Raw genomic sequence first — 21,032 nt, 5'->3', positions numbered from 1 at the left:
CCGACTTTTTTGTTGATAAATATTGTGCAACCATACAGGATATTCTTTTTTAGATTATAAAGAAATATTAATACTTTCGCCGTAAAAACTTTAAACAAACCATGAAGAAATTTATTTTAGGAATTATTGCAGCTTTGTCATTAACAGGTTGTGCAACAATCATTTCAGGGTCCAAACAGGAAATGCAATTTAACAGTACGCCAACAAACGCTACTGTTTTTGTTGATGGTAAAGAAATGGGCAAAACTCCATTTTCTACCAAGTTAACCCGAAAAGAAAACCATAACGTACAGATAAAGCTTGACGGATTTAAACCTTACGACTTAGAAGTTAGAAAACAGTTTAATGAGTGGTACTTAGGCAATCTTTTGCTAGGCGGCATTATTGGATTAGTAATAGACCCTATTACTGGGGCTTTATACAGATTAACACCAAAAGAAGTTAATGCACAATTAGCGAATGGCTTTGCTTTTAACAAAACAAAAGATGGTGTTTTAATTACAGTTGATTTGAAGCCAGATACAAGTTGGACTAAAGTTGGTCAATTAGAAAAATCAATAGATTAATTTTTTTGAACTGCCTCAAACTGGGGCAGTTCTTTTGTTTAGAAGTAGGCTCGCACCTGCATAGTACCTGTATGCACAACTGCTACATCAGGCGATTTACGTCCTTCGTAATTTAAATTAAGCTGAATACCAGCCCCTATATTTCGCTGTACACCTAATGCCCAGGTATAATTATTACCCGTTTGTAATCCTGAAAGCATTTCATAACCAACTGTACTATTGCTGCTGCCTTTAAAGTGGTTATTTATATAAGAAAGCCTGCCCGTAAGCACTCCTTTTTTCAGAACATTGTACCTCCCTTCGGTTAAAAAGGTTAGATTTTCATTAGTTTCTCCACCTAATGCAGCTTCATTTTTCTGTAAATTCAGAACACCTACAAAACTAATTCTTAAATCGGTATTGAACTGATAATTTACCTCAGGTTGTAAAGTAAAATAATTGATCTTGTAATTTCTTTGTTTGAACAACTCAGACTCGTATCGCTTTTTGCCCTGGTTAAGCACTAAATTAATATTTGTGCTCCGCATAAAACCTGTCCTGATCCGCAACCCCGCTTCATTTCTTTTACGACTGTCGAAGCCACTTGAGAGATAACTCTTAGCACCATCTGTAAGGTAATTAAATTCTGCACCAAATACCGGATTGTTACGGTCAAAAAAAAGGGTATTCCGTAAAAATGAGTTTAAAGAAATGAGGTTGGCGGCATCAATAGCAGTATAGAACGGATCATAATTTTCAATACCTGTTCCTGCCAGTATTTTCTTATCTATTTTATAAGATAATTGGTCTGTAAATTTTGAGATAAAACCAGATAGGCCTTTCTTGTTTTTAATAATAGTTGATGGATTGATATTAACCGTTTGGCTTACAGCCGTAAAATTGGTTCGGACATATTGCGTAGAAGGGGTAAAAATACGGATATATTTTGCTTGATCCGGAAAACGGGCGATCTCAAATTCATCCAATTCTTTAATTCCATTACCATTATAATCTATCCATGCATAAACACCCTGTCCAGGTAATACCTCCAAATAAGTGATATCTCGTTTAGGTTCCTGCCCATTACCCACTTCATAATAAATATTGGAGCTGATAAAGCGTTTAAATATATCCAGGGAGTATTCTAGCCTTCCTACTACACTCTCATCATTCTCGGCCGAAACAAAATTATTTTCATAGGTTGTTTTTTTATAGCCCGATGTAAGGCTCAATATTGAATGAGGGTTAGTCGCCAAATCTATACCTAAATTAATCATCTGTGATTTAGCACTTCGCAATAAATCATTTAAACGAGGTAAATAATCTAAACGATAGGCATAATCTATTTTATAACGATTTTTATCCAGCCGATTAGATTGCACATACACTTTATACACCTCATAATCAAAACTACTGCCTATAAGTTTTTGGCTAAGCGCTTCTTTGGTTACATTATGCTGTTGCTCAAATACCAAACCAATATCCATCCTGCCTATTTCTCTGCTAAGATCAAAAAAGTGTTTATAAAAAATCCCTTTATTAACCCTTTCTTCAGAATTTAATAAACTACCGTCATATTTCAATTTTAACTTCCGCCATTTATATAGCGTATTTATTTCATTCAGGTACCCCTCATATTGTCCTTGGCGTATAAACGTATTAAAAGCATAATTCAAATACTGTTGCAGATTATTGATGAGCTGCACTTTTGCCGCAATAAGATGTTCTGTCGCAGGTAAAACTTGTGCATTAAGGTTAAAATCACGGTTAAACTCAACGGTCCTGTATCTTTCTATGGGTTTAAAGTTTGCTGTTACATATTCATAATCTATCTGCGTTTTAAGCAGCAAATTTTTTGTATTTAAGCTCCAATCGTTGCCTGCTTTGAACTTAACCCCATAGCCTTTGCTATCTGCTTGTCCCGAGGGGGCAAAAAGATTAACGTTATAATTGCTTGTAGCCAATTCTGCTCCTATCAATGTATTTTTACGCGGCTTAAAATCTGCTCCAAAAGTTAACATTTGCTGCTGTTTAGGTGTTATTAAAAGGGTTATGGGCTCATAATTACCTTGAGGAGCTCCGTTTAGCGGCTCTACATATTCATAAACCTTACCATTGGCAACAGACTGCGTATTGACCACATAATTTCCTTTACCCTCTCCTACATATGAAAAGCCTAAACGGTATTTAGCTTTTTGTGGATCTGTACTATATCTGTAATAGATATTAGGGACTCCTACTACCTTCTCATAAAGAATTTCATTCTCATTAAACTCTACCTCCATTACATTAAGGTAAAAAGCCTGACTGATATCAGCTCCTATCAGAGAAAGAAATTGTTTCTGTTCATTATCTAAATTTTGCAAAAAAGGCTGATTACGATTGTCTTTTTCATTATAGTAGTTAAATCGTAAGGCCAATTTTTCGGTTTGTGCAGTCTGACTAAAAAAGGTTAAAGACCTTGAATAATTCTTATCAGAATATTCGAACTCTACCGATATACGGCTGTTTTGTGTAATCAGCCGCTTAGCCATAAAAGTTAATTCAGAAGTATTATAATCAATAATGTAATCGTTATCCTGACCCCTTATCATTAAAACCCCATCTATATAAACTCTTTCTGTTCCGGCTATAATTACGATATAGTTCTCGTTGTTGTTTCCTGTTAAACGGTAAGGCCCTTGATTGCCTTCTTGTCCGTTAAAAGTATTACGTGCAGACCGACCTTTGGCAACAGCCATTGCCAAACTTGAGTTATAATACACACCTTTATACCTAAAAGCATGACTGATTAAACCGCCCTGTGTACGTTTATAAAAATTCATAAAATAACCTTCGGGTTTTGTCAATTCGTAATCGCCAGCTACAAGTGTGGTACTGTCTTTTTTGATTTGTATAAAAACCTTATCAAACTCATTTAATTGCTGGGTATTTCCCTGAGGTTGTATAGGCAAGTTATCATCTGAAATAGCCGCTAATATTTCTATACCATTGGCTATCTTTCCTGACAGTTGCAGATTCATAGCAGAATTTAGAGAAAGATTTTGGTTATTCCCAAACATGATACCCCTTGCGATGCTTCCGCTTTTGTTCAGACCAGGCATGCTAAACAAGGTATTATCATTTCGCTGTGGCCTGTAAGTATAATAAGCAGAATTGTCTATAGGTAACTCGGTTATGGCTTTAATATCTTTATGATAATACTTTTTTGAAAAGAGAACGGGGAAAACTTTATAGGCAATTTTAAGCTGTATTCCGGTTTCTCCTTTCCATAAAAATCGCGCTGTAGCAAAATCAAAAGTATATAAAACGCTGTCAACCGCTGCTCCTGAAGTATAAAAAACCTGTGTGGAGTTAGGCACGATACTTAAAGTATCTATAATCGTTTCTACTTTTGTAATACGGATCAGCTTTACCCTATTATTATCTGTTTGCTGGGCATATACAACAACAGGTAAAAAAAATATGCACCATATAATGATATACCTGACCATTAAACCAGTGGAAAGGTTAAATAGAATTTGGTTCCTTTATTAACTACCGAAGAAAAATCTATTTTACCCCCGGTGTTTTCTATAGCCTGTTTTACAAAAGCCAAACCTAATCCCGTACCAGAAGATTTGGTGGTAAAATTAGGGATGAATATCCGGTGATAAAGTTTAGGGTCTATACCTTTACCATTATCCTGTACCTGTATGTATGCGTTTTGCTCATCGTTAGCCAGAAACAAATTAATGATACATTGGGCTTTTTGCTCGCTGGCTTCTATAGCATTTTTAAATAGGTTATTGAATGTTCTCAGCAACTGATCTTTATCGCCCATAACCACCAATGGTTTAGAAGTATTGTTTTTAATGTTGATCTCTACATTATCAGCACTGCTAAACACCGCTATAGCCTGCTCTATGATGGGAAGCAGTTCCAGTTTTTCAACCTTGGTATCGGGCATTTTGGCAAAGTTTGAAAACTCTGAAGCAATTGTTGCCAGGCTATCTATCTGTTCAACAAAAGACTTATTAAATTTCTCAAATTTACTTTCAAAATTAGGGTCTCGTTCACGCCAAGATTTCTCTATAAGCTGTACACCCAGTTTTAAAGGCGTAAGCGGATTTTTGATTTCATGCGCTACCTGCTTAGCCATTTCACGCCATGCGCTTTCCCGTTCACTACGGGCCAGTTTATTTGCACTAATCTCAAGCTCGGCAATCATCTTATTATATTCTCTAATTAGAGAGCCTATTTCGTCTTGCCTATGCCATACAATAGGCTGATTTTTCTGTCCCAGCTTAATCTCCTTTATATTCTCTTGGATAAAGGTTAATGGACTGGTAATCTGGTTTGCCAAAAAGACAGCCAAAACTCCAATTAATACGAATACCAACGCATAAATATTGATCAATGTATTAATGAACTGAGCAATTTTGGCCTTATAGTCGGTATCTGTTGAATAATAAGGGAAACCCAGATAACCTATGGTTTGATTCATGGCATTTCTGATAGGCGCATAAATAGCCGCATACTTAAAACTGGCAATGTTCTCACTACTATTCAAAAATTCAGACTTTTTAAGTCTCGATAGATTAATATAAGCTATTGCCCCCATGCGGGGTGCTATAATTCCATAATCAAAAAGCTTAGGTATAGACGAAAGAATGAGATTACCATCTTTATCATACAAGTTTAACAATGCTCCATTTACATCAGCAAATTGGTTAAACTCCATCTTTGAATCTTCTGATATACTAATCTTATCCAAGGTTGCGACATACCTTTCGTAACCCACCTGCACCTTGCGCATTTTATCTCTCAGTTCTTGTTTCTGCTGTTCTAAATATTGCTGTTTAATATTAAAAAAGGTTGCCCAACCTACAATGATTAACGTAGCTACAACCGAAAAAATAATAGAAAATTGTATCCTCGTTTTATACAGGATTTTTTTCTCGCTAATCAATAGGTATTTATTAATGGTAAATATACCGCCCTTGCTCTTGCTGATATTTACCGCAAACCATACAATAATATTTACACAGGCTCCGAAAATGATAAATATTAAAAAGAAGAAGGATACTGTTGTAAGCCTTTCGGTAAAAGGAACTTTCTCCTTACTGATAACGATAAGCCGATTTTTTGAAGGGGCATAAATGGCATGATTATAATGGGTTGATTTTTCATTGTAAAAATCTACTCCGTCTATATTATCCTTAAATAAGTTATTGACAACCGGGTACACATATTTACCCGATCGGCTAACCAACTGATTATCTTTATAAAAGGCCAGTGAATATTGACTCAGATCTTCGTCTTTCCGGATCTTGCCATTAATTAACAGATCAGGGAAATAAGCATCATAATCAAAAGCTCTTGTTTTAAGATCAATAATGATGGAACCTAAGAAATTTGGCCCGCTAAATATGGGAATGATACCAAAATAGTTTTGAAATCCAAAAGTATCATTAACACGGTAAAAATAATCGGACTGCTGGGTTTTTATGGCTCCTGATTTTACCAGATCGTAATATTTATGAATAGGCAGACTTTCGTCTCTTTTGAGCGAGCTGTTGTCTACATTATATTCGTAAATGTTGAACTCGTACTTAGACAAATAGCCATCTAGGTAATTCTTAATAATATAATTATGAAAGCTATAGGTCTGGGTTAATAAAGGCTGTTTAAAATAATTAGTAATGATGGTATCTGTTGCCAGATTTTTCTCTATCTCTTCTAATGATGAAATGAGTTTGGGGTCTTCCTCATACAGCAATTTTTCTGCTAAGGCCGCCCTTGAACTTCGTTCTTTAATATCTGTAAACTTCAGGTACTTTATGGCGGTAAGTAATGCCAGACAGAGATAGATTAGGGTAAAAATAGAAACAATGTATTTTTTGTTCCGGTGCGTATAATAATGCGCTGTGGCCGCTATAAAAATTCCGTAAATGAGGTAGAAAACCGTATAATCTGTATATAGCTTGTAAATGGTATATGCAATCAGAAGCAGAAAAAATACAACCCATTTTTCAAGAGATTTCATCCCCAATTTATTGCACCATTCTACAAAAACATGTATCAGCATGTAAATATTTAACCAGAATAGACACAGAATAAGAATACAAATCCAGCTAATGTAACTTAGATTTACAATGTTATTAATGTTAAACTCTATCTTGGAATTATAAATAAGACCAAAGAAAATATCTTCGGTTAAAATACCCAGCCACCATATTATACTCAAAAAAACCATTGCTAATAGGTAAACCACAGGTTTATTGTTTGCGATAAACTGTGGCCAACGGTACTTTTTACGATGTACATAAATGAAAGTTAGGATCCATGTGACCGCCAGTGTATTGTTCAACAGATCTCCTAAAGAAGGTAGTAAATCACTCTCGGCATATATAACCGGATTAAATATCTCTGAGTTAAACTGGTGATTTAGCCAGAAAAAATGCAGATCAGTTAAGCGTAACGTTAGAAAAAATATGGTAATAATCAGGGTTGAGAGTACCAATTTATCTCTTTTTGCAAGCCACAGACAGCATGAGTTCACAAACAGACAAATGCTTAACAAACCTAAGATCCAAAGCCATGCCTGGAGGGTGGTATAAATATTATGATTGTAACCGCTGCTTAGCTTTACGGTAAAAAGATAATCTTTCTCTGCGCTAAAAATCTCGGTGGTTTCTTTATCTGAAAAACCTGCGATATCTAAGGTTTTATTGGGAAATAATTCAGGAATAATCTCATTCTTCAGATATTGATTCTCGATTTTATATTGTGATTTAACCGTAATCAGGAATACGAATTTATAGTTACCTACAGTTTTCTTTATCGTTTCATAATATCCATTGGGCAGCTTATTAAAAGAAACCCCTTCTTTAAGTTTAAGAATATTAGGAGGTAAGACAGCTTGAGTACTCCAGAACTCAAGCATATTGTTTTTATAAATGAAAATATTGATACCCTGAGGTCGATAAAGATTGATAAATTCAATAGCTAAGCTATCATCATCAACCAATTTTTTTAATACTTCTATTTTATTGGGATCGGTAAAAAAGCTTGTAGCGGTTTTTTCTTTTTTAATGAGATTGTTTTGCAGTTCGCCTGCCTCATGCAAAAGAATATGTTTATTAGAGGTAAATGTTTTTAGAGACAGTGTTGTAACAAAACAACACAATCCCAGAACTAACATTAATAATCGTATTTTACCTCTAACTGTAACGCCCATAAAAGTTTATCAGGTATAAATATACAGAAATAGGGCTTGTCAAAAAAACTACTCTATTGCTAAAAAAATGAACTTTAGCAATATTTTTTCTTGTAACCAGCCCTATTAAAAGGCAATATTATGCTATAGACGCACTGCTGGTTTGTACCTCTCGGCTAACTTTTTTAACCAATCCTTGCAGTACATTACCCGGCCCAACTTCAATAAAGTCGTTGGCTCCATCTTTAATCATATTCTCAGAAGTTTGGGTCCATCTAACCGCTCCTGTTAACTGGGCAATTAAGTTTGTTTTAATTGTTATAGGGTCTGAGGTCGGCTGCGCGTTTACATTCTGATAAATAGGGCATACTGGTGCGTTAATTGCTGTTGTTTCGATAGCTGCCTGTAACTCAACTTTTGCAGGCTCCATTAAAGGTGAATGGAACGCTCCACCAACATTTAATTTTAAAGCTCTTTTAGCCCCTGCCGCACTTAGCTTTTCGCAAGCCTGATCAATACCTGCTATAGAACCTGAAATGACCAATTGACCCGGACAGTTGTAATTTGCAGGAACAACAATCTCATCTATCTCTCCACAAACCTGTTCAACCACTTCATCAGCTAAGCCTAAAATAGCTGCCATTGTTGAAGGCTGCAGTTCGCAGGCTTTTTGCATAGCATTTGCACGTGCAATAACCAGCTTTAAACCATCCTCGAAAGAAAGCGCATTAGCAGCAACTAAAGCAGAAAACTCTCCCAGCGAATGGCCTGCAACCATATCAGGTTTAAAGTTATCGCCCAATACTTTAGCTAAAATAACCGAATGCAAAAATATAGCAGGCTGGGTAACCTTGGTTTGTTTTAACTCCTCATCTGTTCCGCTAAACATGATATCGCTGATGCGAAAACCAATAATTTCGTTAGCTTTTTCAAATAATTCTTTGGCCAACGGGCTGTTCTCATATAAGTCTTTACCCATGCCAACAAACTGGGCTCCCTGCCCAGGAAAAATATATGCCTTCATATAAGTTTGTAATCTTAAGGTTTATTGATAAAATGACCGTAGGTCATCAATTTTAGTCTAAACTTGCGGTAATTAAACGTAAAAATTCTGCACGCGTTTTATCATTGGTCATAAACTCACCTGTAAATGCCGAAGTTGTGGTTACAGAATTTTGTTTTTGTACGCCACGCATGGCCATACATAAATGCTTACATTCTATTACAACTGCCACGCCTTTAGGATTAAGGGTTTGCTGTATGCAATCTCTGATTTCGTTTGTTAAGCGTTCTTGTACCTGTAACCTCCGGGCAAAAGCATCTATAACGCGAGGTATTTTACTTAAACCAACAATATGTCCATTTGGAATATAAGCCACATGCGCTTTACCAAAAAAAGGTAGCATATGATGCTCGCACATCGAGAAAACCTCGATATCTTTAACCACCACCATCTGGCTGTAATCCTCTTCAAACATAGCCGATTTCAAGATCTCTTCAGGCTTAAGATCATAACCATGTGTTAAATACTGTAAAGCTTTAGCTACACGCTCAGGTGTTTTCTCAAGACCTTCGCGACTTGGATTTTCACCTAACTGTGTTAAAATATCTTTATAATGAAATGCTACTGCATCTATTTTTTTCTGATCATAACGGTCTATTTTCTGATAGCCCATTAATTCTTCTTCATGATCGTATTTATCGTGCGCCATATTTAATTCTTAGCCGAAATATTCGACGTAGTTATTTTCTGTTTCGTAAATTTTTATGCAATGTAAATTTGCGCCGGCTTCTCCAATAAGCGGGGCCAAAATATCCCAGATCGCAATAGCTAAATTTTCTGTAGATGCCAGTTTTCCTTTCATAAAATCAACATCCAGATTTAAATTTCTATGGTCAACTTTATCTATTACATGTTCATTAACTACTTTTTTTAGCCATTTTAGGTCAACTAAAAATCCGGTTTCAGGATTAACCTCTCCTTTAACTGTTACATATAACTGATAATTATGACCATGCCAGTTAGGATTAGCACATTTCCCGAATGTGGCCATATTTTTATCGTCGCTCCAGTCAGCTCTCGATAATTTATGAGCCGCATTAAAACTTTCCCTGCGTGTAATGTAAATCATTCTTTTTCAAATAAAGTGCAAATATACAGATAATGATTTAGCATCATATTTTAATCATTGTCAGTTTTTCGCAAACCTTCGCACCTCAACGTAAATCCATATAAATAATTCCAGCAACGAGATGGTAAAAAAGATTTATCCTTAAATTAGACCGTATGAAATTATTAATTGTTGCTGCAACAAGGGCTGAGATAGCACCATTTTTATCTCATTTTAATCTGCCCGATCAGCCTTTAATGGAAACCATTGATTTTGATGTGCTGATAACCGGTGTAGGCATGGTGGCTACAGCCTTTGCCTTAGGGCAACATTTGGATAAAAACAAGTATGATCGGGTTTTAAACGTTGGTATAGCGGGAAGTTTTGATCGGAATATTCCTTTAGGGGAATTAGTGAATGTTAGTGCCGATACCTTTGCAGAACTGGGTGCAGAAGACCATGAGTCTTTTATAGGGATAGAAGATTTAGGCTTTGGAAAGAGCACATATCAATCCACCGGCAACAAAAACTACGGATTAAAAACTGTGACCGCGATTACGGTTAATAAAGTTCACGGCAATGCCCATAGTATTGCTAAAACACAAAAACTATTTGCTGTCCAAACAGAAAGTATGGAGGGCGCAGCGGTTTTTTATGCCTGCTCCATCCAAAATATTCCTTGCATACAAATAAGAGCTATATCTAATTATGTAGAACCCCGTAACCGTAGCAATTGGGAAATAGGCTTAGCGATTAAACATTTGAACGACTGGTTAGTTAACAAAGAATTTTAACAATATAACATTATATAATGATCAGCCTCGACAGCTATACTTTTATTTTTTGGTTAACTACGCTTGTTACATTTGCATTTTTTATAGTTATACTCAAAAATGCTGATGAGCAGACCGGAAAAAGAAATACCCTAAAAGTTACTTCTTTTCTTATTCTCTGGTTAATTGTACAGGCCATTCTTACGCTCAAAAATGTTTACAGTAATGACATCAACTCTATTCCTCCAAAAATTTTAGTCTTTGGAATATTACCCCCTGTTTTAACAACCTGCATTTTATTTATAACTAAAGGCGGACGAAGGTTGATTGACAGCTTACCTTTAAAACAAATAACTTATCTGCATATTATCAGAATACCTATTGAAGTTGTTTTGTATGGACTTTTCCTAAATAAAATGATTCCTGAACTTATGACTTTTGAAGGCCGGAATTTTGATATAATAACAGGCATAACTGCACCCCTAATTGCTTATTATGGTTTTTCAAGAAAAATGTTGAGCCGAAAAATCATTTTGATCTGGAATTTTATCTGCCTTGGTCTTTTGATCAACATTATCATAAATGCATTTTTGTCTGCTCCTTCTCCATTGCAGAAATTTGCATTTGACCAACCAAATACAGCTATTCTTCATTTTCCTTTTAGCTGGCTTCCAACATTTATTGTCCCTATAGTATTGTTTGGACATCTGGTAGCAATAAGGCAATTATTAAAAAAACAACCTTTATAAACGCGTTCGTTTAAAACCATTAATCCTACAAAAGATGAAAATCAGAACAGTTCACGAAAACGACAGCGAAACAATAGTAGCATTACTTAATCAACTGGGCTATCCCAATACCGGAGGTTTTATCAAAAAAAAGATCAATCTATTACTTGAAAACCCGAACGAGTACTTTATTGTGGCTGAAAATGACGGTATAGTTATTGGTTTCATTTCTATTCATATCATTCCACAAATTGCCCTTAAAGGCGATTTTGCCAGAATCAGTTATTTCTGTGTGGATGAAAATTTCAGAGGTAGCGGAACAGGCAAGATGTTAGAAGAATATGCTGAAAAAATCGCAAGGGAAAGAAACTGCGACAGGATAGAACTTCACTGCCACTCAAAAAGAGAAAAAGCACATCAATTTTATTACAGGCAAGGATATGCAGAGTCTCCTAAATACCTGTTCAAAAAGTTAGCTTAGTATATTATTGCTGATTTGGTTATATTTGCAGCAGAAAATTCTAAAAACCCACTATGTAAGATTTAATTTCTTTCAAAAAACTTAAAGACAAACCGCAATCAACCCTAAAAGGTTATGCGCTATCTATTCATCTTTAACAGAAAGGAATCATGCTTACTTTACAGAACGTTTCATATATACATCCTAATAAAGATTTATTATTCGAAGATATTAATCTAAACATTAATACTCGTGACAAAATAGCCCTGATAGGCAACAACGGTTCAGGAAAATCCACGTTGCTTAAAATCATTGCCAAAGAACTGCAACCCTCTTCAGGGAATGTATTTAGTAACAATGAACCTTATTATATCCCTCAGGTTTTTGGACAATATAATCACTTTAATGTTGGTAAGGCCCTACAGGTTGAAGATAAACTCATTGCTTTACAGCAGGTATTAAAAGGTAATGTTACCGAAGATTACCTGAATTTACTTAACGATAACTGGGATATAGAAGATCGCTGTGCCGCAGCGCTTACGCACTGGCAACTTACAGATTTAGATCTCTCACAACCTTTAGCTTCACTAAGTGGAGGGCAGAAAACCAAGGTTTTTTTAGCAGGTATAAGCATTCATCAGCCTCAGTTTATTTTGCTGGATGAGCCTACCAATCATTTAGACAGGCTGGGCAGGCAAAAACTATATGATCTGATACAATCTACTACGGCAACTTTAATTATAGTAAGCCATGACAGAGAGCTGCTGGCTTACTTAAATAGGGTATGTGAATTAAATAAGCATGGAATAACTACTTATGGTGGTTCATATGATTTTTACGTAGAACAAAAAGAAGCGACAAAAAATGCCTTAAATCAGCACATTCATCACAAGGAGAAATTACTGCGCAAAGCAAAAGAAAAACAGCGTGAAACTTTAGAAAAACAACAAAAACTGGATGCTAAAGGGAAAGGTAAGCAGGAAAAAGCAGGTATTGCCCGGATCATGATGAATACGCTTAAAAACAATGCGGAGAACAGTACCGCTAAACTGAAAAGCATACATCAGGAAAAAATCAGCAATATTTCACATGAGTTGCAGGAACTACGTTCAAACACAGATCTGGATAAGATGAAATTTGGGTTTAATAACTCTGGTTCGTACATAGGTAAAATATTATTTAAGGGAGATAGCCTTAATTTCAATTATTATGCTCAGCCACTCTGGAAAGAAAACCTGAACATACAGATCAGCAGCGGAGAACGTATTGCCATTAAAGGACCAAATGGGTCAGGCAAAACAACGCTGATCAAATTGATTTTAGGTTCACTCCATCCTTCTGCCGGAAAAATTACATTTAAGACAGACCAATCAGTTTATATTGACCAAGATTACTCCCTGATACAGAACGAACTGAGTATCTATGGGCAGGCACAACTATTCAATACCTCTTCTTTACAGGAGCATGAAGTCAAGATAAGGCTTAGCCGGTTTTTATTTGACAAAAACGATTGGGATAAGTTATGCCTCTCTTTAAGTGGCGGAGAAAGAATGAGGTTAATGCTGTGCTGCCTAACCCTTAAAGATCAATCGCCCAATATGATCGTATTAGATGAGCCTACTAACAATTTAGACATTCAGAATATAGAAATTCTTACAGCGGCTGTTAACGAATATCGAGGTACATTGATTGTTGTATCACATGACGAGATTTTCCTCCAACAAATCAACACCGAAAGGATTATACAATTATAATATCCTGTCATTTTTTATTTATCTTTAAATATGGCCCAAAATAAAACGAACCCTACCAACCAAGATGTTTCAGCCTTTATAGATCATTTTGCTGATACAGAACAAAAACGTTCAGATAGTTTTGATCTGATTGCACTGATGCAGGAAGTCTCAGGTTTTGAAGCCCAAATGTGGGGACCAAGTATCATCGGTTTTGGCATTTATCATTATAAGTATGAAAGCGGGCATGAAGGCAATGCTCCTTTAGTAGGTTTTTCGCCCAGAAAAGCAACTATTTCTTTATATGCTTTTACGGGATTACCAGAACATGAACATCTTTTAAACAATTTAGGAAAATATAAGATGGGGAAAGCTTGTATTTATATCAAAAAATTGAGTGATATTAATTCTGAGGTTTTAAAAACGCTGATTAAAACCACCATAAACTATCTTCAGAACAAATATAAATCCTAAAAAACTTTAAAAAGGAAATGCGAAAACAGTCTGTTTCCTTAACGCTTAAATGACCTTTATAAATCTATTTTCATGTAACTTTACCACATGAAACTTACACTTGGTTTTTCTCCCTGCCCTAATGATACTTTTATTTTCGATGCGCTGATCCATCATAAGATTGATACCGAAGGCCTACGCTTTGAGGTATTTTACGATGATGTAGAAACCCTGAATCAAAAGGCGCTCAACAATGTATTGGATATTACCAAACTAAGCTTTCATGCTTTTGCCTATGTAGCCCATCAATATGCTTTATTAGATGCCGGCAGTGCTCTTGGTTTTGGAGTAGGTCCTTTGCTCATTTGCAAAGCTGAGCATCTTGATCGTATTAATGAAGAGTTAAAGAAAGAAAATCCTCAATTAAAGGTGGCTATTCCGGGTAAACTTACCACTGCAAACTTTTTACTTGGCATTGCCTATCCGCAATTAACAAATAAAACCGAGATTGTTTTCTCTGAAATAGAAGATGCCTTGGTTAATAATACCTTTGATCTGGGTCTTATCATACATGAAAATCGCTTTACCTACCAGCAAAAAGGCTTATATAAGCTAAAAGACCTTGGTACTTTTTGGGAAGAAAAAACCCATTGTGCCATACCATTAGGAGGTATTGTGGTTAACCGGAATTTACCGGTTGAAATTCAGCAGAAAGCTAACCGATTGGTAAAAAAATCTGTTGAATATGCTTTTTCTAATCCCCGATCTGGTTTAGATTTTATTAAAGAGCATGCACAGGCCATGGACGAGGAGGTAATGTATAAACACATTGAATTATATGTTAATCAGTACTCGGTTAGTTTAGGAGAAGAAGGCCGTAAAGCCATCGATACACTCTTTCACTTAGCTACACAAAACAAGGTTATCCCTAAAATAGAAAAAGAATTATACGTTAATTCTTAACATAAAAAAGCACCTCAAAAGGTGCTTTTCATTTATATTCAGTTCTAATCCTTATTGGTTACAAGGTCCGTCAGGAATATCTTTAGATATCTTTAGCACCTTGGTTACAACCATAGTAGAATCATAATCGCCATAAATGCTATTGGTATCTGATTTTACAATATGACATTCTACTTCTATATAAACAGGTATATAAGGCTTTTCAAAACCCAAATTGTTGTACGCCAGTTCTAAGTTTTTAGAACTGTCGGCTACCCAATATTCACGGCCTTCATCCCTACAATCTGTAAATGATTTAATTTCGGGCCCATAGCTGTAAAGTCCTTTCAGCACCTGAGTTTTTATTTTAGTTCCTTCATTTCCTTCTTTGCTACGACAGGCGGCAAACCCTAAAAGCAAAGCAAAAAATAAAGCCAATAATTTTCCTATCTTTTTCCAGTTATCCATAATTTAAAGATCCTTATTAAACTGATCTACTTTTTTAACACTTAAATTTGATGCCAATTTTGAAGCAAGAAAAGAAAAGATACCAACTGTTATGAAAACCAGTACAAAATCCTGCCATTTCACAGCTATTGGATAGGCATTTGAAAGCACTATATTTTCTTCACCCATCTTTATCCAACCAAAATGTTGTTGCAATAAGCAAAAAATTAGTCCTAATAATAAGCCAAAGATACAACCTGCAAGAGTTATCATCATACCTTCAGCTAAAAATATTCTTCTTATCAGTTTTTTACCAGCTCCTAGGCTGCTCAACACCGATATGTCTTTTTGTTTATCAATTACCAGCATAGTTAACGAGCCTATGATATTAAATATTGCAATAATAAGGACAAAGGTTAGGATAATATAACTGATCCATTTTTCAGAAGTTAATACATTATGCAAAGCCTGATTTTGTTCAACCCTGTTCTTTACTTTATATGCTCCTTTTAAATCTTCTGCAATTCGCTTTTTTAGTTTTTCTGCATCAACATTCTGCTTTACATTAATTTCTATTGCAGATACCTTCGTATTATCTCCAAGCAGTGTCCTTGCAAAATTTAAAGGCACAACAATTACATTGTCAAAATCCTGCTGTACTTCAAATATACCTGCTACAGGAATATCCATTACATTAAAATCATCCAGAGGATTCAAGCTATTGCCACTTGCTCCCTTTTTAGGTGAAAAAACACGTATCTGCTCAAAAGGATCAGCGGTATTTACACCTAAGAAAGCCTGTAAACCTGCACCGATTACGGCATTTGAACCCGCAGGATTTTCGAGCACAAAACTTCCATCAAAAACAATACTGTCTAAACTTTTATTTTTTAGAAAATCACTGCTTACACCTTTTAAAACCGCCGGGGTCTGTTTGCCCTTATACCAAAGAAGTACATTATCAGATAAAACCTCGGTATAAGAATAAATGGCTTTATCTTTTTCTAAACGGCTAAAATAAGCAGTTTGAGGATTAAAAGTTTTACCACTATCTGGTTCAATAACAATTTGTGGTGTTACGGTATTTACCATTTTCAACACCGTTTGCTCCAAACCGTTAAATACAGATAAAATAATGATTAGTGCAGCACTGCCCACAAAAACTCCCAAAGCCGATATACCCGAAATGATATTAATGGCATGGGTCGATTTCTTTGCAAAAAGGTATCTGCGAGCTATGTAAAGGGCGGTGTTCACGGTTATAAAGATAAATAAAAGCTTATGCTTTTAGCATCATTATTTCTTTATGCAATCTGATGCAACTTAAATTAAGAAAGGATTATTCTTTTTTTCAAATCCAATCGTTGTGCTTGGCCCATGTCCCGGAAATACTTCACAATCATCAGGTAAAATGAACAGGTTTGTTTTTATGCTCTCTATCAATTGCTGGTGGTTACCGCCTGGCAGATCGGTACGTCCTATACTTCCGTAGAACAATACATCTCCGCCAATTAAAAAGTTCTCTTCTTTAGCATAAAAACATAAATGTGCAGGTGAATGACCAGGAGCAAAAATCAAATCTAACTTACTGTTACCAAAAGTTATACTGCCTGTTTCAGGTAAAAAAGTTTCGGGCTCAGGAGAAAGTTCATAATGCATGCCCATTTGTGGGGCATAACCCGGAACTGCCTGTAACAAATTCAGTTCTCCTTTATGAAACTGTGGTTTTAAACCCCAGTTGTCAAATACGAATTTATTTCCAAACACATGATCTATATGACAATGGGTATTGAGTAACAAAACCGGTTTAAGCTGCTGTTCTTTAATAAATGAAGCCAGCTGATTTTGTTCGACACCATTATACGTTCCTGGATCTATGATGATACATTCTCTTGTTTCATCAAATAAAATATAAGTATTTTCCTGATATGGATTAAAGGTAAATTGCTTTAAGCTGATCATTTATTAAACAATAAAGATTAATAGATAAATTATTTCTTCCATTTAAACGTGGCTATCATTTTATCTATATCTTGTTTAATAAAATTAATAACCGGCTGTATGGAGTCATATTGAGGGCGTTCATTAAAATACAAAGCTCCCCTTAAATAATGGTGCAGACTATCTGTAAGAAAGAACTGCACTGATGATGCTGTATTTCCTTCAATGGAATAATAAATTCCATAAACTTTTTTATCGGGATAATTGATTCTTTTTTGATCGATCAAATCGGCCTTAATAGTATGTTTCATAGCCAGAACCCTTGCATTCTCAGTCATTTCGTTATAATCTTTGGCCGAAAAGTTTTCATAGTAGGTAAGATGCAAAACGCCATTAAACTGTGTAAAATTCATGTTTTTCCACCATTTCTTTGCATTCTTATCTTGATCGTTACTTAAAGAAGCATAAACAGGATACTCAAAGCTGTAAGGTGCTTCTGCATCATATAACCGGTATCGCTTTTCAGGAAAATATAAGCGTGAATAGCCCTTTGGTTTCGGCGTACTTACATGATCATTGCCGCAGCTACTAACCAGCAGGGTTAGCAAAAACAGCATATATCTATAAGTTAATTTCTTCATCCTATTTTTTCCAGACCTGCCATGAACGTTCTGCCTGTAAAGTTAACATTTCCATACCATTCTTCAGGGTTCCGCCCTGCGTCTTAACCTTAGCTAAAAAAGCCGTTTCCTCAGGATTGTAAACCAAATCATAAGCCAGATGTTGTTCATTCAGATATTGATAAGGTATAGGCGGAAAAGAATCTAAATTAGGTAACATACCCAAGGGTGTAGTATTAATTAGAATGGTATATTCCTTTAAGAGTTCCTGCGTAATACCAGAATATAGTATAGTTCCGGGTTTTACATGTCTTATTACCGTAAGATAGGGAATATCTAACTGTTTAAGCACATATTTAACCGCCTGCGCAGCTCCACCATCACCAAAAATCAATGCCTTTTTGTGATGGGGCTTTAAAAGGGGCTTTAATGATTCTGCAAAACCAAATGCATCTGTATTGTAACCTTTTAAAAAAGGTTTATCTCCACTTCTGTCTATTGTTATACAATTTACAGCTCCTATTTCGCTCGCTGCTTCATCTAATTCATTTAAATAAGCCATTACCTCTACTTTATGGGGAATAGTTACATTTAATCCACAAAGCGCGGGATTAGATTCTACAAGGTCTACTATTTCACTTGCACGCACAATAGGATGTAGCTCATATTTACAATTTTTGATCTGCTCCTGCTCAAATTTATGCGTAAAATATTTTTTTGAAAAAGAATGCGATAAAGGAAATCCTATCAAGCCGTAACTTTTCATATCTGCCATAATGCCAAAATCGAATAAGCAACAACTATTTGCCCAAAAAGAAATCGAAAGTGTCTCCTCTAAGCCCTAAACGTATGGTTTCCAAAGGAATTACCTCTGCCGGTGCAATATTACCCAGATTTACGTTTGAGCCTATTAGCTTAATAAACCAAACCTGCTGCTCTTTTTGGGGAGCTTCCCAGATAATTCTTTCGCTCGGTATCTGTGTTAAGATCTCATCTACCAAACCTTCTCTCACCTCTCCAGTACCACGATAAATACCAACATTTCCACCTTCTCTTGCTTCTGCAATAACTTTCCAAGAGCCCGCTTCTATTTCTGCCTGCATCAGTTTAATCCATTTATAAGGAGCAAATATCTTGGTAGCATCTTTAGAGCCCACTTCAGAAATTACGGTAACCTGCTTGGATAGCTTTCTGATATAGTCGCATTTTATATCATGTTCTATATCCATTGAACCATCTGAAACTTCGGCATATTCCATTCCGTATTCATCTAAAACACGTTGGTAATCCTCAAATTGGTTACGTACAGCAAAAGCTTCAAATAATGTCCCACCAAAATAAGTAGGGACTCCGGCGCTTCTGTAAAGCTCTAGTTTTTCTTTTAACCGCGGCGTAACATGAGATGTTGACCATCCGAGTTTCACAATATCTGTATGCACACCTGCAACATCTAAAAAATCTTCTACCTGTCTTAAGCTCATACCTTTATCCATAACCATGGTAAGGCCTTTTTGACGAGGTTTTAAAGAACGTTCAGGTAAATCATTTAATTTGAAATTCATATTGCTGGCAAAGTTAAAAAACTCTGCTATTTTATCAGGGTTAAAAATTTTAACTATTTAATATATCTATTGATTACGTCAATAATTGCACTATTTTGTTGCAATTGTGGTAAGTATTCAAATAGAATATAGTGTTTCTCAGGATCGGTAACCAGAGCAGTCTCCAGATAAGCCATTGCTTCCTGGGTTTGGCCTAGAGCAAAAAGATAAGCTACCATCCTGTAATACAATTCTGCTGCATCAGGATTATTTTTAATGGCTTCGGCCATGGTCTCTGAAGCTTCTAATAACCTTCCTTGCTCATAAAGCACTGTTGAAAAGTCAAGCCAAGCCTCTATATCTACAGGATTGTATTCTAAAACTTTGTAATAGGCTTCAATTGATTCCTCTATCTGACCGAGTTTATAATGCGCATCTGCTATTGCAAACCAGAAATCAGCATTTTCACTATCTAAATCTAAGGCTTTTTTATAGAAATGCAATGATTCAAAATAACGTTCTTCTGCATTTAAGGTAACACCTATGCCAAACCACGCATCAGCCATTTTTGAATCCATTTTCACTGACTTTTTATAATAAGCCCTGGCTTCATCCATTCTATCGAGCTTCTCATAACACTCACCTATGGCACAATAAGTATCAGCATTAGGTGGTTCATATTCAAAAGTCTGTTTATAAACTTCAATAGCTTCTTCAAACTTTTCTAATTGTACCAAAGCGTTTCCTTTGTTAAAGTAAGCTGAGGCAAAGTTTTCTTTGATCAATATGGCATAATCATATGCGTCTATGGCTTTCTCATATAGCTCTAATTTATGATATGAATTTGCAAGATTATACCAAGCGGCATATGAGTACGGATCGTTGTCGATATATTCTTTATAAAACTGGATACTTTCTTCCTGTTTATCTAAAATATCATAGCAAAAAGCTAGTTCATATAAACCGTCTTTATTCTCCATATTTTGCTCCAGGCTACGTTTAATGTATACAATAGCCTGCTCATAATCATGCATGCTTTGATAAACATAAGCTATCTGTAATAAGATTTCATCTGTTGTTTCAGCAAAAAGGAGAGCCTTTTCAAGATTTTCCAAAGCTTCTGCATAACGCTCCTGATTATGGTAGATATTACCTCTAAGCACATAGATTTCGGCTTCCGAGGGTTCGAGCATTTCGGCTTTTTCTAAAGCTTTAAAAGCTTTTTCTACCTGATTAGTCAGTAAAAGTAACTGAGCCTGCTTAATTAGAAAAACCGCCGCAAAAGGATGCTGACTTAACGCAAAATCGATTACCTGTAAAGCTTTAACAGGATCATTTTTTTCAATGTAGTTGTCGATAATATATTCAAAAGCCTGCGCATCAAAAAAATACTGATCCTGGTTACGAATCATTTCTTCATAACGTTCAACTGAGTGCTGACCATCCTCATTATAATCAAATTCAAATTCTTCTTCCATAATTTCTGAATACTTAAAGAACTACCCTAATACTTGCTTTGAACATCATAAGTTTACGT

19 protein-coding genes are annotated in these 21,032 nt (G+C 35.6%); 7 read left to right on the top strand and 12 right to left on the bottom strand.

The genetic code is table 11. The annotated features are described in order from the left end of the window. The first annotated feature begins 101 nt into the window (after positions 1–101). On the top strand, positions 102–566 hold the full coding sequence (locus ACLHG9_RS13445) for a PEGA domain-containing protein (RefSeq protein ID WP_410222016.1): 465 nt from the start codon (positions 102–104) through the stop codon (positions 564–566). A gap of 38 nt (positions 567–604) precedes the next feature. On the opposite strand, the gene ACLHG9_RS13440 is transcribed toward ACLHG9_RS13445, so the two are convergent. The 5 genes from ACLHG9_RS13440 to ACLHG9_RS13420 all read right to left on the bottom strand — a co-directional run bounded on the left by ACLHG9_RS13440 (position 605) and on the right by ACLHG9_RS13420 (position 9,878). After that, complete coding sequence (locus tag ACLHG9_RS13440; RefSeq protein ID WP_410222015.1) at positions 605–4,039, bottom strand: hypothetical protein; 3,435 nt, start codon at positions 4,037–4,039, stop codon at positions 605–607. Further along, complete coding sequence (locus ACLHG9_RS13435) at positions 4,039–7,656, bottom strand: ATP-binding protein (protein WP_410222014.1); 3,618 nt, start codon at positions 7,654–7,656, stop codon at positions 4,039–4,041. Before ACLHG9_RS13435 ends, ACLHG9_RS13440 begins: the two co-directional genes overlap by 1 nt. 229 nt (positions 7,657–7,885) lie before the next feature. Continuing rightward, positions 7,886–8,770, bottom strand: a complete 885-nt coding sequence (gene fabD, locus ACLHG9_RS13430) for an ACP S-malonyltransferase (protein WP_410222013.1) — start codon at positions 8,768–8,770, stop codon at positions 7,886–7,888. A gap of 52 nt (positions 8,771–8,822) precedes the next feature. After that, a complete protein-coding gene (gene folE / locus ACLHG9_RS13425) occupies positions 8,823–9,458 on the bottom strand; it encodes a GTP cyclohydrolase I FolE (RefSeq protein WP_394801152.1) in 636 nt (211 codons plus the stop codon). Positions 9,459–9,467: 9 nt separating this feature from the next. Next, positions 9,468–9,878 (bottom strand): 6-pyruvoyl trahydropterin synthase family protein, encoded by a 411-nt coding sequence (locus tag ACLHG9_RS13420; protein ID WP_243358825.1) that lies wholly within the window; start codon positions 9,876–9,878, stop codon positions 9,468–9,470. A 155-nt stretch (positions 9,879–10,033) separates the two neighbouring features. On the opposite strand from ACLHG9_RS13420, the gene mqnB reads away from it, so the two are divergent. From mqnB to ACLHG9_RS13390, 6 genes are all read left to right on the top strand, one after another. Then, positions 10,034–10,651: a futalosine hydrolase gene (gene mqnB / locus ACLHG9_RS13415; RefSeq protein WP_410222012.1), complete on the top strand. Its 618-nt coding sequence runs from the start codon at positions 10,034–10,036 to the stop codon at positions 10,649–10,651. A 17-nt stretch (positions 10,652–10,668) separates the two neighbouring features. Further along, positions 10,669–11,379, top strand: coding sequence for a hypothetical protein (locus ACLHG9_RS13410; protein ID WP_410222011.1), 711 nt, complete (start codon positions 10,669–10,671; stop codon positions 11,377–11,379). 34 nt (positions 11,380–11,413) lie between these two features. Beyond that, positions 11,414–11,839, top strand: a complete 426-nt coding sequence (locus tag ACLHG9_RS13405; protein ID WP_410222010.1) for a GNAT family N-acetyltransferase — start codon at positions 11,414–11,416, stop codon at positions 11,837–11,839. Positions 11,840–11,988: 149 nt separating this feature from the next. Next, positions 11,989–13,572: an ABC-F family ATP-binding cassette domain-containing protein gene (locus ACLHG9_RS13400; protein WP_410222009.1), complete on the top strand. Its 1,584-nt coding sequence runs from the start codon at positions 11,989–11,991 to the stop codon at positions 13,570–13,572. Between the two features lie 30 nt (positions 13,573–13,602). After that, positions 13,603–14,025, top strand: coding sequence for a DUF1801 domain-containing protein (locus tag ACLHG9_RS13395; RefSeq protein WP_410222008.1), 423 nt, complete (start codon positions 13,603–13,605; stop codon positions 14,023–14,025). 87 nt (positions 14,026–14,112) lie between these two features. Further along, positions 14,113–14,967: a menaquinone biosynthesis family protein gene (locus ACLHG9_RS13390; protein ID WP_410222007.1), complete on the top strand. Its 855-nt coding sequence runs from the start codon at positions 14,113–14,115 to the stop codon at positions 14,965–14,967. 51 nt (positions 14,968–15,018) lie between these two features. Here ACLHG9_RS13390 and ACLHG9_RS13385 read toward each other — a convergent pair whose 3' ends face one another. The 7 genes from ACLHG9_RS13385 to ACLHG9_RS13355 all read right to left on the bottom strand — a co-directional run bounded on the left by ACLHG9_RS13385 (position 15,019) and on the right by ACLHG9_RS13355 (position 20,973). Next, the gene (locus ACLHG9_RS13385; RefSeq protein WP_410222006.1) at positions 15,019–15,414 is read right to left on the bottom strand and encodes a hypothetical protein; all 396 of its coding nucleotides are present in this window, start codon (positions 15,412–15,414) and stop codon (positions 15,019–15,021) included. Positions 15,415–15,417: 3 nt separating this feature from the next. Continuing rightward, positions 15,418–16,650 carry an ABC transporter permease gene (locus ACLHG9_RS13380; protein ID WP_410222005.1) on the bottom strand — a complete coding sequence of 411 codons (1,233 nt, stop codon included), beginning with the start codon at positions 16,648–16,650 and terminating at the stop codon, positions 15,418–15,420. A gap of 66 nt (positions 16,651–16,716) precedes the next feature. Then, positions 16,717–17,355, bottom strand: coding sequence for an MBL fold metallo-hydrolase (locus tag ACLHG9_RS13375; protein ID WP_410222004.1), 639 nt, complete (start codon positions 17,353–17,355; stop codon positions 16,717–16,719). A gap of 29 nt (positions 17,356–17,384) precedes the next feature. Then, positions 17,385–17,951, bottom strand: a complete 567-nt coding sequence (locus ACLHG9_RS13370; RefSeq protein ID WP_410222003.1) for a gliding motility lipoprotein GldD — start codon at positions 17,949–17,951, stop codon at positions 17,385–17,387. Positions 17,952–17,976: 25 nt separating this feature from the next. Further along, positions 17,977–18,720: a shikimate dehydrogenase family protein gene (locus tag ACLHG9_RS13365; RefSeq protein WP_410222002.1), complete on the bottom strand. Its 744-nt coding sequence runs from the start codon at positions 18,718–18,720 to the stop codon at positions 17,977–17,979. Positions 18,721–18,754: 34 nt separating this feature from the next. Continuing rightward, entirely contained in the window at positions 18,755–19,516 is a 762-nt protein-coding gene (locus ACLHG9_RS13360) for a phosphosulfolactate synthase (protein WP_410222001.1), read from the bottom strand. Between the two features lie 53 nt (positions 19,517–19,569). Continuing rightward, positions 19,570–20,973, bottom strand: coding sequence for a tetratricopeptide repeat protein (locus ACLHG9_RS13355; RefSeq protein WP_410222000.1), 1,404 nt, complete (start codon positions 20,971–20,973; stop codon positions 19,570–19,572). Positions 20,974–21,032 lie beyond the last annotated feature (59 nt).

The sequence above is a fragment of the Pedobacter sp. genome, from assembly GCF_046462515.1.
Classification (GTDB): domain Bacteria; phylum Bacteroidota; class Bacteroidia; order Sphingobacteriales; family Sphingobacteriaceae; genus Pedobacter.
Note: the sequence above shows the minus strand (reverse complement) of the source record. Positions and strands in the feature narration are given on the sequence as shown.

Excerpts from the sequence above, each read along its gene's own strand:
- ACLHG9_RS13445 (WP_410222016.1), top strand. The coding sequence starts at position 102 with ATGAAGAAATTTATTTTAGGAATTATTGCAGCTTTGTCATTAACAGGT.
- ACLHG9_RS13440 (WP_410222015.1), bottom strand. The coding sequence starts at position 4,039 with ATGGTCAGGTATATCATTATATGGTGCATATTTTTTTTACCTGTTGTT.
- fabD (WP_410222013.1), bottom strand. The coding sequence starts at position 8,770 with ATGAAGGCATATATTTTTCCTGGGCAGGGAGCCCAGTTTGTTGGCATG.
- folE (WP_394801152.1), bottom strand. The coding sequence starts at position 9,458 with ATGGCGCACGATAAATACGATCATGAAGAAGAATTAATGGGCTATCAG.
- ACLHG9_RS13420 (WP_243358825.1), bottom strand. The coding sequence starts at position 9,878 with ATGATTTACATTACACGCAGGGAAAGTTTTAATGCGGCTCATAAATTA.
- mqnB (WP_410222012.1), top strand. The coding sequence starts at position 10,034 with ATGAAATTATTAATTGTTGCTGCAACAAGGGCTGAGATAGCACCATTT.
- ACLHG9_RS13410 (WP_410222011.1), top strand. The coding sequence starts at position 10,669 with ATGATCAGCCTCGACAGCTATACTTTTATTTTTTGGTTAACTACGCTT.
- ACLHG9_RS13405 (WP_410222010.1), top strand. The coding sequence starts at position 11,414 with ATGAAAATCAGAACAGTTCACGAAAACGACAGCGAAACAATAGTAGCA.
- ACLHG9_RS13400 (WP_410222009.1), top strand. The coding sequence starts at position 11,989 with ATGCTTACTTTACAGAACGTTTCATATATACATCCTAATAAAGATTTA.
- ACLHG9_RS13395 (WP_410222008.1), top strand. The coding sequence starts at position 13,603 with ATGGCCCAAAATAAAACGAACCCTACCAACCAAGATGTTTCAGCCTTT.
- ACLHG9_RS13390 (WP_410222007.1), top strand. The coding sequence starts at position 14,113 with ATGAAACTTACACTTGGTTTTTCTCCCTGCCCTAATGATACTTTTATT.
- ACLHG9_RS13385 (WP_410222006.1), bottom strand. The coding sequence starts at position 15,414 with ATGGATAACTGGAAAAAGATAGGAAAATTATTGGCTTTATTTTTTGCT.
- ACLHG9_RS13375 (WP_410222004.1), bottom strand. The coding sequence starts at position 17,355 with ATGATCAGCTTAAAGCAATTTACCTTTAATCCATATCAGGAAAATACT.
- ACLHG9_RS13370 (WP_410222003.1), bottom strand. The coding sequence starts at position 17,951 with ATGCTGTTTTTGCTAACCCTGCTGGTTAGTAGCTGCGGCAATGATCAT.
- ACLHG9_RS13365 (WP_410222002.1), bottom strand. The coding sequence starts at position 18,720 with ATGAAAAGTTACGGCTTGATAGGATTTCCTTTATCGCATTCTTTTTCA.
- ACLHG9_RS13360 (WP_410222001.1), bottom strand. The coding sequence starts at position 19,516 with ATGAATTTCAAATTAAATGATTTACCTGAACGTTCTTTAAAACCTCGT.
- ACLHG9_RS13355 (WP_410222000.1), bottom strand. The coding sequence starts at position 20,973 with ATGGAAGAAGAATTTGAATTTGATTATAATGAGGATGGTCAGCACTCA.